This window comes from Alteromonas sp. RW2A1, from assembly GCF_001886475.1.
Taxonomy (GTDB): Bacteria; Pseudomonadota; Gammaproteobacteria; order Enterobacterales; family Alteromonadaceae; genus Alteromonas; species Alteromonas hispanica.
In genome coordinates this window covers 371,705-387,010 of record NZ_CP018031.1, presented here as the reverse complement: position 1 = coordinate 387,010, position 15,306 = coordinate 371,705, and the positions used below count along the sequence as shown (strand labels likewise).

General features: G+C 43.5%; 8 protein-coding genes. 3 read left to right on the top strand and 5 right to left on the bottom strand.

Annotated features, from left to right (window positions below):
* Positions 1 to 102 precede the first annotated feature (102 nt).
* The 5 genes from BM528_RS01755 to BM528_RS01735 all read right to left on the bottom strand — a co-directional run bounded on the left by BM528_RS01755 (position 103) and on the right by BM528_RS01735 (position 7,135).
* Complete coding sequence (locus tag BM528_RS01755) at positions 103 to 1,080, bottom strand: 5'-methylthioadenosine/S-adenosylhomocysteine nucleosidase (protein ID WP_083595166.1); 978 nt, start codon at positions 1,078 to 1,080, stop codon at positions 103 to 105.
* A gap of 104 nt (positions 1,081 to 1,184) precedes the next feature.
* A complete protein-coding gene (locus BM528_RS01750; protein WP_071978404.1) occupies positions 1,185 to 2,642 on the bottom strand; it encodes an adenosine deaminase family protein in 1,458 nt (485 codons plus the stop codon).
* A 508-nt stretch (positions 2,643 to 3,150) separates the two neighbouring features.
* Positions 3,151 to 4,692 carry a trehalase family glycosidase gene (locus BM528_RS01745; RefSeq protein WP_071978403.1) on the bottom strand — a complete coding sequence of 514 codons (1,542 nt, stop codon included), beginning with the start codon at positions 4,690 to 4,692 and terminating at the stop codon, positions 3,151 to 3,153.
* On the bottom strand, positions 4,692 to 5,936 hold the full coding sequence (locus tag BM528_RS01740; protein WP_232230547.1) for an MFS transporter: 1,245 nt from the start codon (positions 5,934 to 5,936) through the stop codon (positions 4,692 to 4,694). The genes BM528_RS01745 and BM528_RS01740 overlap by 1 nt, the downstream gene beginning before the upstream one ends.
* 173 nt (positions 5,937 to 6,109) lie before the next feature.
* Positions 6,110 to 7,135, bottom strand: a complete 1,026-nt coding sequence (locus tag BM528_RS01735; RefSeq protein ID WP_083595351.1) for a LacI family DNA-binding transcriptional regulator — start codon at positions 7,133 to 7,135, stop codon at positions 6,110 to 6,112.
* A 301-nt stretch (positions 7,136 to 7,436) separates the two neighbouring features.
* Between BM528_RS01735 and BM528_RS01730 the strand changes: the two genes are divergently transcribed.
* The 3 genes from BM528_RS01730 to BM528_RS01720 all read left to right on the top strand — a co-directional run bounded on the left by BM528_RS01730 (position 7,437) and on the right by BM528_RS01720 (position 15,171).
* Positions 7,437 to 9,707, top strand: coding sequence for a TonB-dependent receptor (locus BM528_RS01730; protein WP_071978401.1), 2,271 nt, complete (start codon positions 7,437 to 7,439; stop codon positions 9,705 to 9,707).
* 389 nt (positions 9,708 to 10,096) lie between these two features.
* Positions 10,097 to 11,464, top strand: coding sequence for an exonuclease subunit SbcD (gene sbcD, locus BM528_RS01725; RefSeq protein ID WP_071978400.1), 1,368 nt, complete (start codon positions 10,097 to 10,099; stop codon positions 11,462 to 11,464).
* Positions 11,461 to 15,171: an AAA family ATPase gene (locus BM528_RS01720; protein WP_071978399.1), complete on the top strand. Its 3,711-nt coding sequence runs from the start codon at positions 11,461 to 11,463 to the stop codon at positions 15,169 to 15,171. The genes sbcD and BM528_RS01720 overlap by 4 nt, the downstream gene beginning before the upstream one ends.
* Positions 15,172 to 15,306: the final 135 nt, after the last annotated feature.

Here is a 15,306-nt window from a genome sequence, read left to right as displayed (position 1 = left end):
TATTGAAAAATAAGCTCCCCAAAAACAGCTTTAAAACAAGCGGCTCGAATTAACTGCCCAGGTGAAAAATGTGCAGAGATTAACAGCGCATAAACTGTCAGCTTAAAAGCTTCTTGACTGCGTTGGTAAATGTGGTTCTGACCCGCTTTCTATTAGGTGTTCTATAAGCGCTTTAACGAACTGTTGGCAGTCTTTTGCTGTCGATGGGTCGTAGTGGCCTTCGTTGGTAAGGTTATTCGATAGCACTCTAACGCCTAGGAAGGGAACACCGTAGCCATGAGCTATCTGCGCCGCTGCTGCGGTTTCCATTTCTTCTGTACTAGTACCAAATTTCTCGTGCAGCCATGCAATTCTATCTAGTTCATTATTCCAAAAGTTACCGCTTGCTATAGTGCCTTCTACTACTTTGCCTCGCTTGTATTCTGGCTTTACTTCCCGTGCAGCATCAAGCAGGGCTTTGTGTCCCATATAATAGCGAATTCGTTCGGCATCTTTTGCCGAGTCACCCTCACCTGCGCTACCTTGTGAAGCCAGCAAATCCATAGGTAACCATTGCAATGGCGCAGAGCCTTCACCTCTTTTTCTAAACGGGGTTTTAAAGTTACTAGCATTTACTGCGCGCTTACCCAGCACAATATCGCCCACATTGAGAGTAGGATCATGACCGCCGCTTGTGCCTTGATTGATAATGGCTACAGGGTGGTAACGCTCTATACCTACTGCTGTAGCGGCAGCAGTGTTTTCTAACCCTTTTCCCGTTTGCGCAACAACGATTGGATATCCATTGAGCTTTCCAAGGTAAAAAGTAGCGTGGCCTGCTTTTTCAATGCGCACATCTGTTAATAAACTAGCAAAATATTCTGCCTCTATTGGCATTGGACCTTGAATCATGAAAGGCGCGGGGTTAGCCACAGAAGTATCGATTTCTATCTTTTTAAAGCGAAGTTGTGCGACATCATCATTACTCTCGGTTACGGAGCTTGCTGACACTGCAGCAACACTGAGCGCGCAGAACAACCAGCTTGATAGCGTAATCAATACTGTGAGTGTTTTTGTAGCCTTTGATTTTGAAACCCTCATTTAAACCCCAAATAGATAAATGAATATGAAAAGGAATGTTTTGCGCTGCTACACCGAAAACACCACCTAAATCGAAGTGTTAAGTACGCAGCGCTCTATTGCTTTTAACGCTTACTGGTTTTATTGCAAACCTGCGGATCGTAGCTGCAAATAAACGGAAAATGGTTTTCAATATTGGGTAGCGGTGTATTGTTCAACCGCTCATTTATAAAGTCTTCGGTTTGTTGCTCTAGCTTTAACAACAATGCCTGACGCTTTTCTTCACCAATAAAGCTGTGTTTAATTGCATTACTATTAAGCGCGACCAATTCCTCCCACGACAGGTTAAAGTGCTTTACAGCAAGGTAATACTCATCGGTTAAGTTGCTGCTCCACATGCCTCTGTCATCGGTTGAAAGAGTAACAGGTACGCCTGTTCGTAGGTACTCTGGAAAGGGATGCGAGTCTAAGGAGTTTGTATACTCTAATAAAAGGTTCGATATAAGATTTATCTCAATGAGGTACGGTCCATTACGCATCATCAATAGCGTGTCAGGGTCTTCAATAAGGTTAAATCCATGTCCAATTCTGTCGGCACCTAGCAATAAGGTATCTTTAATATGTGTATTGGGCTCATCCGACTCACCTGCGTGAATACTAAGCGGAATTGCCTCAGATTTAGCTCGAAGCTTGCGCAGCGTGGGCAAAAATCGAAGAGGATAGCCCTTGTCATTGTCTTCCCTTCCCACCAGGTTTATGCCAACGAATAACTCTCTGTGCGCATTTACAGTCGCCCAGGTTTTTTCTAATTGCTGTTCAGCATCAGGTAGAAAGCGTACTAGAGCGAGCTGAAAGCGAACCGTAACATTGGTTTTTTTTGCAGCATCACTTTTTAACGTGTCACTTAGTATTTGAACTACTTCATCTGACGTGTATGGAGTGCCATCAGGATAGCGCATTTGCGATATTTGTAGCTGAGTCTCCAGATACAATACGTTTTCGCGCTGATAAGCCTGCATATTTTTAAGCAGCAAATGGCCATAAATATATGGGTTTTGCAGCATGTCTCCCATGCGTTGCCAGTGCGCCTGAAAGAATTCATCTCTGCCTTCATGGGGTTTATCTAACTTTATGCTGTTTAAAAATGCCTGTTTTTGTTTTTGGTTTAGCTCGCTAAGCGCTGTGTAATTATCTTGTTCACATGTTGAAAGCTTTTCATAACTCAACGTTGAAACAGTATGGAACAGCAATAATTGTGGGTTAGTGCCAAATTCGTTAGTACCGTATCCTCGACACAGAGAAAGGTCTGTTTTGGTGTAGTAGGTGTAGCCGCCATTTTTATTTAAATTAGTGGCAATATCCCACCACCAATTTCCCATACCAGAACCGGAAAGATGATGATGAATGTCGCCGCCTTTTGGCATAGCGTGCAGAAAATCGTATAGCTGTGCTGGCGCGGCTTGCTGCTTAAAATCACGAAACCAATCGGACATTACCAATGAAGTATTCGATGCTCCAGCGGGCATACTCGAAACTAGCAGGTATAAAAAAAGGCACACAAACACCTTTATACGATTTATCAAAAGCTATCTCCTATGAGACTGATAATTGAGTTTAATGTTGTAATTTAGTGATTGGGGTCATAATTCTGTAAGCAATTCACAACTGTTTTTCTTGGGTATTTGTGCTTTGCTGTGCAGCTGCAGCCGCTTATGTGCCATATTATATGTTACTTCGGCAAAGCTATAATCTTAGTTGGAGGTTGTTGCAATTATCTGTGCAATTCTCTGACCACTCAGTCTATTTTAAAGACTAGTGGTAAAACACTGTTTTGTATATTAATAAAAACTGATTAAAGCAAATAGCTGACAGCTAAATTATGTTAACTGCACCTAAAGTAAGAGTGTGGTGAAAAATGGTGCGCAGTAATAAGTAACAAGAAATATTTTTGGTCTGAAGCCATAGAGCGATTCCCATTGCCGTCTGCAAATCATGCCCCAAAAATAAGCTTTTGGGGCATGACATAGCAACTTCAGCGAAAGCTAAAATTTAACCATTGTTTGGATAGAAATTTATTTGGCTTTCTAAAGCCTAACTTTTCTTATTGAGTGCTTTTTTGAAATAGGTATACACACCATTCGTCCAGCCAAAGCCTAATTGAACATCGTATTCACCACCGCCAGCCGTTTCATTCGGCGTGCAGACGTTGTATTTCTCCAACAAGGCTCCGGTAGCTGCAAAGCGGTCTTCTACAGTATTACAAAAGCGTTGCATAATATCGTTTGCTTCTTTCGTGAACCCATATGATTCTAGCCCCAGGGCAGAAAAAAACTGCAGTGGGGCCCAACCATTTGGTGAATCCCATTGTTGAGAGGTTGTATTCTCTGTTGTGACTATACCGCCTTTTTTGAGCAGTTTTTGAATAAGCACGCTTTGAACTACGCTTGCTTGTTCAGTACTGGCAATACCCACATACAAAGGAACGCTCATCGCAGCTGACACTACACTCGTGTTTTTCATAGAGGGAAAGTGAAAGTCAAAATATCCCTGTTTGATATCACTATACAAATAGGTATTTATCGCATCTATACGCTGTTTCGCTGCATCACTGTAAAAGGCCTGCTCTTTGCCATCTGTAACCATTGCTAGGGTTTGCTCTAATGAAACCAAAAGGGCATTCAAATCGACGGGAAGGAGCTCTGTAGTGCGAATGCTTTCTAGTTGTTGTGAATTTTCAAGCCAACGAGAACTAAAATCCCAACCCGATTCACAGGCTGCACGAATATGCTGATAAAACGTCGCACTATCGGTAGTAATATGACTAGCAGTCTCTATATCCTCTCGAAAAGACTCAGGACGAGGCGTGGCTTCAGAATCGAAATAGCGATTCAATATTGCCCCGCAGGGCATACGAACTACACGGAGCACAGCGTGCGCACTTGCACTGCCTGTAACTGTTAGGGTTTTATCTGCTCCCTTCATCCAAAACGCATATTCTTTTTTCAAACCATCAATGACATATTGCTTTTGTTCAGAGGAGAGTTGCTTTTCAAGCAGCTGATAAAATAATGCCAAAATAGGAGGCTGACTTCTCGAATAATAATAAGCACGGTTGCCATTGGGTATACAGCCAACTTCATTGAGAATATCAACGAAGTTTTCAAGCATGTTTACCGCCATTTCTGTACGCCCAGCATCTACAAGACCTTGTGCTGTGAAGAAGCTATCCCAGTAATAAATTTCACGAAAACGGCCACCTGGCACAATATAAGGTCTCGACAGTGCTATTAAACTGTCTTTGTCTTGAACATCGGGAGTGCGCGTGAGTACATCCCACATGCTCGCGATATAACTTGTAATGTCATGACTGTGCAGCTGTAAATTAGCATTTTGACCGTCGGGTAGAATGAAGTGCGTATTGACAAATTCACGCAAGTTGACCTGAGTACTATTTTCTTTTGCCTCTAGCATCGCCTGTTTATATTGCTCCAAAACAAAGCTCAGGTCCGTTTTGACTATCGCATCGGCAAAGGTTTTACTATCGGGAAAAAGCGATGCCATTTGCACGTGTTTGAACAGATCGCTTGAAAAAAATGCCAAACTGTCGCGCCAATTGTGTAAAGACGAGGTCATTATGATTGTGCACCTTGTTGGTAAATTGAAGATGATGCTTTTTTGAAGAAAAAGAGCGTTGCCATAAGAGCGGCAATGGGGACTAGCGATAAATAAAATGCGTTTTGTCCGCCAATGGCATCGAAGACAAACCCAGTGATAATAGATCCTGTTGTTCCGCCTAATGCCGAAAATACCACGATTAAACCTGTCATGGGGGCATGCTGCGCTAGCGGCAGTGTGCTCAACATTACCGAGTTAATAACTGGGTAAATTGGAGCCATCATTAAGCCAATCATGGGGATAAGAAAAGCAGCCAAGGGGGCATCACTCCAACTTGCCACATCAGTTTGTATGTCGTTGGTTTCGGCCAATGGTAAGCTAATAAGCATTACAACAGCCATGCCTGCTAAGCATATATTTAAAAAAGGATACCAATTCATTTTTCTAAGAACTGCGCCTGCAGTTAATCGCCCAACTGCCAGCGCGATTGCGAATATACTCGTTATTTGAATGCTGACTTGTGTAGGAAGGCCTATTACCTCATTGTTGAAGGTGGGTAACCACGAACCAATGCCTTGCTCAATGAGCACATAGAGAAAAATTGAAAAAATAAATACGAGTACCAGCGGCTTATAGGCAAGCTTGAGCATACTTGTGAATTCACTAGCGAGTGTTGATTCGTTTGCCAACTGCACTGGCGCAATAGGAGCGAACATTACAATCAGGAAAGTGAATGCCACCATTGTGGCGAGAAGGTAGTAGACATTCAGCCAAGCAAGTGAAGCGTCGTTATTGGGGTCAATAAAACCAGCGAATATCCAATAGCCAGATAACACGCCCAGCATAAATATGCCTTCAATAGTGTTCATTAATGATGAATGCGCTTTTGTGGACGAGGAAAGCTGTCCAATAACGGCGTACACAGATACTTTTACAAGCGCAAACGCTGTTCCTATGCACGCGAAGAGTATTTTAATAAACAAGAAATTAGCTATCGATGGCGCGAGTGAGCAAGCAACAGCCACAAGCGCAAGCCCAAACAACATGGCAAGCTTATATCCAACACGGGGAATAACGCTTGCAATCAGGAAGGACACAATAGCAATAGAAAGATCCTTAAACCCCTCCAAGGTACTAGCCTGAGGTTTACTGATATCGAAGCTATTAATTGACTGGAGAATGACGGTGCCCACACTGTTTAGCAGTATGGCAAACACATAATAGCTCACTGCAATGGCAGCAATAATCATAAAACGAGACATGTGTAAACACTCTGTTAACTTAATTAAGCTGGAGTGTAATGCGAAGAAAATAAAAATGCAAACGTTTGCAAAAGGCGGTTGCTCGAAAATAAAATGCCTCAATAAGTTCGCAGTAGACAAGCAGACTTAGGATGCCTCTTGCCGCTATAGCCTCTATTTACGTGCGCCGGCTTTTATTTAGTTGAGCGCCTTACAATGAGAGATGTTTCCACAACTTGGTTATTTACGGGCTTTCCCTCAAATTGACATAATAATTGATCAACCATGAGTTCGGCCGCTTGCTGCGTGTTCTGTCTTATTGTTGTTAGGGAAGGGTGGATAAGTTCGGCGAGTGGTATGTCATCATATCCGACAATTCCTACGTCACTAGGAATACCAACATAGCGCTCTTTCAAGGCTTTTATTGCGCCAAGCGCTACCATGTCACTTACGCAAACAATACCGTCGAAGTCTAGCCCGTTAGCTTTTATACGCTGGTTCATATACTGATAGGCGGTTTTTGATGTAATATCAATAGCGCCCACATGAGATACGCCTGGTTCAATATTGAACTCAGCGTGAGCCTTTTGATACCCCCTTAACCTCTCTCGCATTTCAGCGTGCTCTGAGTCACCGAGAAACAAAATTTGTTCTGCTCCCTGTTCTAGCAAGTATTTGGTTGCCTCATAGCCGCCTAAAAAATTGTTACCACCAACTATTGGATAGCTCGCCTTAGTTTTTGTATCTCCCCACACAACAATGGGTATACCGCTTTTGGCTGCAAGGTCGATCTTTTCGGTTGTTTTTCCCTGTCCGATAACCAAAATGCCATCTGCTCTCTGGCTACGAATGAAGTAATTTGCCCAATCATCGGAGGCCATAAATGAGTTAGAAAGAAGTAACTCATACCCTTTAGCGTTAAGTGCTTGGTTCAATTCGCCCACTAACTTGAGAAGAAACGGATCGGTTGTACTTTGTTCAGTGTTATCGATTAAGTTAAGTATGACAGCAATAACATGGGTTTTTTGAGTGCGAAGTCGGCTAGCTGCCGCATTGATACTGAAATTATGCTCGATTGCTAATGCCTGTATCCTTTCACGAGTTTCTTTTCTAATAAGCGGGTTATCTTTGAGTGCTCTTGAGGCAGTAGAGGTAGAAACCCCAGCTAATTCGGCAAGTCTAGCAAGCGTTAGTTTTGTTTCAGCTGTCAATGTAACGATTCTCTGTTGTTGGGTTTTTAGTTTGCAATGCATTTTGCATGTTTTCTATCAATAAAACAGTTTGATAGCCAAACGGTAACGCGTGTTGCGTCATGCTAAACACAATATAGCGCACTAATACGCCGAAGAAAATCAAAGTGAGATTTGATTATTAAAAAATTGCAAACGATTGCATTTTATTCTTGCAATCGTTTGCAAACAGATCTATTTTGTTATCAATTCGTGATGCAGGTAACAATTTTGAAACGTGTTACCCGCATTCAGTTAACAACGCAATATAACATTTTCGGGAGCACACACCATGAAAACGTTGTTTACAAAAGCTTCGCTAGCCAGCGCAGTTGCAGTGGCGCTGGCACAACCTGCTATCGCACAACAAGAATCAGAGCAAACTACTAAAGAACTCGCAAAAGAAAACGCTGAAGTGATTGTAGTAAGTGGTACGCCGGGCGGTGCTGGAATAAGAAAAATAGACGCGAGCTTTGCCGTTACAAATATCGACGCGAGCGATATAGAAAAATTAGCGCCTAAGTCTACCGCTGATTTGTTTAAGGCCATTCCTGGTGTTTGGGTTGAAAGTTCTGGCGGTGAGTCTGGAGCCAATGTTTTTGTGCGTGGTTTTCCAGGTGGTGGCGATGCTCCGTTCCTTACTATTGCCCTTGACGGGTCGCCTATTTATCCAGCGCCAACCCTTTCATTTTTAGAGAACTCTCAGCTTTTCCGTATCGATGAAACCATCGAAATGGTAGAAGGTTTGCGCGGTGGTCCTAACCCTGTTGTGAGTAACGGCCAACCTGGTTTAACAACTAACTTCAGAATGAAGCGCGGCGGCGAGTCTAGTGAGGCAATGGCTAAATATACGGTTTCAGACTACGGGTTAAATCGTGTTGACGTAGTTGCAAGTGGTGCACTTGCTGATGACCTCTACTATATGGTAGGTGGTTATATCAAAAGTTCTGAAGGGATCAGAGACGCTGGCTTTAACTCAGAGCAAGGCAATCAGTTTACTGTAAACATTACGAAAGTGTTCGATAAAGGTGAGCTTAATCTATATACCCGTCAAACTGACGACCGTGGTACTTGGTACTTACCTACGCCGCTTAATGTAGATGGTATTGATGCAAATTATACCCAGATAGGCCCACTTAACAGACAAGCCACCATTACCTATGGGCCAGACGATACTACCGAAGCGTTTGATTTTGGTGATGGGCGAGGCTGGGACGGTCACGTAAGTGGAGGTAGCCTAAAATTAGACCTAGGTAATGACTGGTTTCTTATCGACCGCTTTAACCTAACCAAAGGTAAAGCGAACACGTTTGGTCTTGTACCTAATGGCGCTGCGGTAACTGTCGCCGATGTAGCAGATAATGGAGAGTCGGCCATAGGAGCTGTGACCGGCACTACCTATGCTGGAGATACACCCATTCAGCAAATAGGTCGCTGGGTTGTGCTTAAAGACATTGAAGCCTTTACTAACGACTTGGCTGTGTCGAAAAGCTGGGATGATTTCGATGCATCATTTGGTATTTACAGTGCTTCAACTAAATCTGAAGACTGGTGGAGCATAGGTAACACGGCTTATCACGTATTAGTACCAGGTGGCGAATTGTTAGACGGTATTGAGTGTAATAGTGACGCTGAAGGCTGCGGATTTAACTACGACATAAATTCTGTAGGCGACGCAAGCACTATGGCGTTTTATGCAACGGGTAAATGGTACGCTACCACAGACCTAAGCATCGATTTAGGCTTGCGCCGTGAAAATCACGAAGTCAATTATTCAGTAGACGAAGGCCTCGACGGCACTATTACCAAAGCCCTTGAGTACGATGAGACGAAAACGTCTTGGACACTTGGTGCGAACTACGCTTTAAATGACAATAGTGGTGTTTTTATTCGCACTAACCGTGGGTACAAAATGCCTTACTTTGATGACTTCCGTGACAACTGGGGTGCATACACTGGCGGAAATGATCTTATCCAAGAAATTACGCAAGCAGAATTGGGTTATAAGTTCATGAATGATAGCGTCCAGTTTTTTGCTACTGCTTTTGCTAACGAAGTTGAAGGTGATACTTTTGTACGCAGACCTGGCGCACCAGCCGAAATTCTTACTAATGAAGCTTATGGTGTTGAGCTAGATGGTAGATATAGCCATGATTCTGGTTTCTCACTAAGTGTAAATGCCACCTTGCAAGAAACTGAAATTACAGCAAGCGCGACTAATGAAGGTAATGAGGCCCAGCGTCAGCCGGGTTGGCAAGTGCGAGTAACGCCAAGCTACGATTTTGACATTGGTGACATGTACGCAACAGTTTATGGAACCCTGTCAGCAGTAGACGACCGCTTTGGCAATAACGAAAATACGGTTGTGCTAGAAGGATACGAAAAAATTGATGTGGGTATGACATTAGACCCAACAGAATCACTTCGCCTTCAGCTATCGGTTGATAACTTGACCGATGAGCAGGGCATTACCGAAGGCGACCCGCGTAATCCTGATGCGCCAAATGGCCGTTTTATTATGCCGCGCAGCGTACGATTTAGTGTTTCTTACCTCTTTTTCTAAATGTTTGTAGAAAGAAGGATAGTAGATAAAAAGAAACGTGAATCATAAGTAACACAATAAAATTGAAGAGGCTGGCGCCAAATACGCCGGCCTTTTTTATTTGCACACCCCACTAATATCTCTCGTCAGTATTCATCTTGCCAGCAGAAAGCGAAAAAATGCACAGTTGGTCATAGGGCTCCATTGCCTTGCAAATTCATATGTACCATTGTTATAAAAGTAGAATATCTCTATAGTTCGAAGAAATTTTTGTTTCTGTAAATAAGTGCTTGTATTTAATAGCTTGGCAATTGGGTTTATGAGTTTTTGGTTAGTCTGTTTATAAGTACTTTGCGAGTTCAATATACGCCACTTTATTCATTCCAAACGCATTCTGGTTCCTCAATTATATGAAAATATTGCATACGTCCGACTGGCATTTAGGGCAAAGCTTTTTTACAAAAAGCCGAAAAAATGAACATGACGCATTTCTCAAATGGCTGCTCAACGAAGTTGAAAAACATGCAATAGACGCAGTTATTGTGGCGGGCGATGTGTTTGATACCGGCACACCTCCTAGCTATGCCAGAGAACTTTATCATGGGTTTATCGGTGCATTGCAGGGCACACAATGTACCTTGATAGTGCTTGGCGGAAATCATGACTCGGTTTCAGTACTTAACGAGAGTAAATCACTGCTTAAGTACCTCAATAGCCACGTTATTGCTAGCACATTTGGTAACAGCAGCGAGCAGGTTATAGCTTTGAATGATAGAGCGGGCAATGTAGGTGCAATACTGTGTGCCGTTCCGTTCATTCGCCCTAAAGATGTAGTAACAAGTGCGGCAGGACAAAGTGCGGTAGATAAACGCCATGCATTGGGTGAGGCAATAAAACAGCACTACGCAATGCTCTATCAGCAAGCCATCGAACTTCGAAATTCAATTGTCGCAGAAACGCAGCAGCTGGCCGAGACTATTCCTATTGTTGCCACGGGGCATTTAACCGCACTTGGCGTGAGTCAATCGGAAAGCGTACGCGATATTTATATTGGCACGTTAGAAGGGTTTGATGCGGGTGGTTTTCCACCGGCTGATTACATTGCCCTTGGGCATATCCATAGGCCACAAAAAGTGGCTAAAACCGAGCATATACGTTATTGCGGCTCGCCAATTCCCCTTAGCTTCGACGAACTAAATACCCAAAAGCAGGTTGTTATGGTTGAGTTTGCTGCATGTCAAACCGCTATCACACCTATACCCGTACCGCGCTTTCAAGCCATGGAAGTCATCAAGGGTGATTTACAACACATAGAAGCTGAAATTAACAGCAGCAGTGTTATTGCTGATGCCACCGAACTCTCACCCGTCTGGTTGTGCATTGAGGTAGAAACTCAAGACTATTTAACTGATTTACAGCAGCGTATTCAGAGCTTACTTGAAGGAAAAAATGCTGAAATTCTGCAGCTGAAGCGGGTGAAAAAGAGCCGGTTTAAAAGTTTAGCTGAGGGTGAAAATAGGCAATTAAGTGAGCTGTCTGTTGAAGAGGTTTTTGAAGCAAGACTGGCTTTAGAAAATATCGACGAGTGCGATGAGAATAACGAGGGTGAGGGAGATGAATCTGCAGGCACCTCTCGAAAACACCGAATGAAGCAACTATTTTCTGAGGCGTTAGAGCGAGTGCATGGCAACGATGAGGATAATATGGACACCTCTGTTGAGACTAGTGTTGATGATCGTGCTGATAATAGTGGCGCGAATAAGGAGCAAGCAAAGTGAAAATACTCACGCTGCGACTTAAAAACCTAAATGCATTAAAAGGCGAGTGGAAGATAGATTTCACTCAATCGCCCTTTGTTGATAATGGATTATTTGCCATTACTGGGCCAACGGGAGCCGGTAAAACCACGTTGCTCGATGCCATTTGTTTAGCGCTTTACCACCAAACCCCGCGCTTGGGCACTATATCTTCTACCTCTAACGACATTATGACTCGCGGTACTGCAGAGTGCCTAGCAGAGGTAGAGTTTGATATTAAAGGTAAAGCCTACCGTGCGTTTTGGAGCATGCGACGTGCGCGTGGAAAGCCTGACGGTAATTTACAAAGCGCCGATGTTGAATTGGCCGAGGCAGACACTGGCAAAGTATTAGCCACTCAGGTTCGCCCTAAAAGCGACGAAATAGAACGACTCACTGGGCTTAATTTTGCTCGTTTCACAAAGTCTATGATGTTATCTCAGGGCGACTTTGCGGCGTTTTTAAATGCCAATGAAAACGACCGAGCTGAGTTATTAGAAGAGCTTACGGGAACGGAAATATATGGCCGTATTTCTCAAGAGGTTCACGCACAGTTTTCTGAAGCTAAGCAAAAAAAGAAAGAGTATGCACTGCGGCTAGAAGGTGTAACGCTACTCAATGAGTCTGAGCACAAAGGGTTAACCGATGAACTTGAGCACACCAAAAAGCAGGTGGTTGCTTTAACCGAGGAATTAACTGCGCTACACCAGCAAAAGCAGTGGCAAGACGCACTTGAAGAAAATGGGAATGCGTTAAAAGAAGCTCAGCATTTAACAACAGCAGCTCAAAAGGCCCATGAAGAGGCAAAAGACAAGCTTGATAAGCTTACGCGCAGTGAACCTGCCGAAACATTGCGTACGCCACATCTTCGGTGTGTATCGTTTCAGCAGGATATTGCTTCTTATCAAACCCAATTAGACGAGAAGAAACAACAGCTTCCTCTAACGCAATCCAATAAAAAACAGGCGCAAAAAGCCCTTGCTAGCGAAGAGCAAGCGCTCAAAGAGGTAAAAGATAAAAGCGCACAGTTAGAACACCGGATCAGCAACGATGTATTGCCCATCGACGCAAAAATAGCGCAGGTTTCAGAGTTGCTAGCTGTGTCAAACAACAGTATTGCTGCGTTAACGGCGTCTATTAACCAGCATCAGCAGAGAAAAGCGTCTTTAGAAGAAGAGTTTGCAGAGAAGAAAAATCTGCAAAATGTGTTGAGCAGCTATCTTATAGAAAATAAATCAATAGGGGATATGGCCGAGCACATTAGTGGTTGGAGTGAGTCAGCGCAAACTATTGCTTCAGAAAAGAAGCTGCTTGGCCAGTTAGTAGCTAAACAAGAAAGCAATGCACGCCAACACGATGAGCTTTCAGTGCAGGCCAACAAGCAGGCTGATAAAATTGAAGTGCTGAATAAAGAAAATCATGTGCTGAAGGAAAACGTCGAACAATGCCAGCAAGCTTTAAATGCACTCTCGGAAAAGGGCAGTAAAGCGCAGTTAAACGATGAAGTATCGGTAAAGCTTAAGCACTGGGACAGCATGGTTCAGTGTCAGCATTTGCAAAAGCAACATGATGAACTCTCACAAAACTATAGTAAACTCGTTGCTCAAGAAGCAGAGCTTATCAGCACCAAAGAAGCGCAGCAGGCCGCACGCAAAGCTTTAGTGGCGCAGTATCAAGATACTAAGGCCCGCATAAAAGATGCAGAGCAGTTAATATCGCTGAATAACGAAGTAGCCCACTTGCGCGCCCAACTTAAAAAAGGCGAGCCTTGCCCCGTCTGCGGGGCAAGGGATCACAACGAAGACTCAGTAATTATTGACGTGCCCGAAACCGTACAAAAGCGTGATGCACTTCAGCGGCAGTTGGACAGTATTGAGCTCGATGGAGCCAAGGCGAGAGATGCATTAGCTAATACTGAGCTTGCTTTAGTGCAAACCACAAAACTAAAAGAAACTACCTCTGAGGAGTTAGAAAACGCAAAGCAAGAGTGGCAAAAGCAGCAGGGTGTAGTGAGTTCTGCAGTAGATGCTGGTTTTAGCGAAATAGCAATAGAAGACAAAGGCGCTTTTTCGGCTTTTGATGCAACCTATAAAAAGCGTATTGAATGGTTACAGCGTCAGATAAAAGCCCTAGAGCACGCAGAGAAAAATTTTGCTGACGCGCAGCATCTCTATAACCAAGCAATGGCGACGGTGTCGCAAGCGAAAAATGAGTATGAGCTCTTAAATCAGCAGCAGAATACTTTTATTACAACAGCGAATGAGCTTGGCGAAGAAATAAAACATAAGCAATCTGCGTTAGTGAAAAAAGAGCAAAAGCTAGCTGCCGCAATTACTGAGCTTGGACATGCAATTCCAGAGCAAGCTAGCCTCTCTACCTGGCTATCTGAGCAAGCAAACGCACTAAAAACATTTAAAGAAAAACAGCAAGAGTTAGAGCGGTTAACGCCAAGTGTTGATGTGTTTAAAGATGACGTTGCCACCATCGCGCGCGCCATTGAAAGTTTTCAGGAGCGGCTGAATGAAGCAAAAGAAAGCGCAAAACAACACGAAGACGCACTGGCTTTACTTAGGGCAAAAAGACAAGAGGTGTTCCCAGAGCAAGATATTGACACAGTTCGCTTAGCCATTGCCGAACAAATAGCCCAACGAGAACAACAGCTGGAAGCATTAAGGCTCAAGCAAGAAAGTGCTAATAGCGCGTTGTCCCGATTAGAGGCGGCAATGGAACAGCTCAGTGAGCAGCTAGATAAAAAGCAGCAGCAATACCAAGAGGCGGATAGCGATTTTAAGGCGTTATTAGCCAAAAGCCCTTTTGAAAACGAGGCAGCATTTACCCGTGCTCTACTTGATGAAAGTGAGCGAGAACAATTGGTGGCGCTTAAACAAACAATATCTCATCAACAGCAGCACGCAGATTTGCTGTTATCAAATGCTCAGGCACAAGCCGAAAAACTCTACGCAAACGACAATGCCGAGCAGTGGCAACATTACCTAGAGCAGTTCGGCGCGCAGCAAGTAGAAAACGATATTGCAGATAAAACAGAGCGTAAAGATGCTCTGTTATCTGCGCAAGGGCAGATAGCCCAGCAACTGAATGCCAATGAGCAGGCGCAAAGCAAACAGCGCCAGCTGCTCGATGAAATGTCGACGTTTGATGCCTATTACGACGATATTACGTATTTGCATTCCTTAATCGGCTCAGCCAGTGGTGACAAGTTTAGGCGCTTTGCTCAAGGCCTTACTTTAGATAATTTGGTTGTGCTGGCCAATCAGCAGCTTGATAAATTACATGGCCGTTATCAATTAATTCGCAAAGAAAATGAAGGTCTAGGGCTTAGCGTAGTTGATACTTGGCAAGGTGATGTATTAAGAGACACTAAAACCCTATCTGGGGGAGAGAGCTTTTTGGTGAGTTTAGCGTTGGCGCTGTCTCTATCTGATTTAGTGAGTTATAAAACCAGCATCGACTCCTTGTTCTTAGACGAGGGCTTTGGCACCTTAGATGCTGAAACCCTAGACGTCGCCTTAGATGCTCTGGATAACCTAAATGCTAGCGGAAAGATGATAGGTGTTATTAGCCATATAGAAGCTATGAAAGAGCGCATTCCTACTCAGTTGAAAGTCATCAAGCGAAACGGCGTAGGGTTAAGTGCATTGGAAAAACAGTTTTCAGCTTTTGCTACCTAAGTATAATTTTTACGATATTTAGGTTTTTTTTATCCGAAGCTCAATAAGGACGGGCTGTTCGGCTAATACTACGCTACACTCAATATTAATCAAACAGAGAAAATGTCGGTGTGAGATAAAGAAGTATTTCACTAA

Coding starts and splice junctions, on each gene's coding strand:
- BM528_RS01755 (WP_083595166.1), bottom strand. CDS start 1,080: ATGAGGGTTTCAAAATCAAAGGCTACAAAAACACTCACAGTATTGATT.
- BM528_RS01745 (WP_071978403.1), bottom strand. CDS start 4,692: ATGACCTCGTCTTTACACAATTGGCGCGACAGTTTGGCATTTTTTTCA.
- BM528_RS01740 (WP_232230547.1), bottom strand. CDS start 5,936: ATGTCTCGTTTTATGATTATTGCTGCCATTGCAGTGAGCTATTATGTG.
- BM528_RS01730 (WP_071978401.1), top strand. CDS start 7,437: ATGAAAACGTTGTTTACAAAAGCTTCGCTAGCCAGCGCAGTTGCAGTG.
- sbcD (WP_071978400.1), top strand. CDS start 10,097: ATGAAAATATTGCATACGTCCGACTGGCATTTAGGGCAAAGCTTTTTT.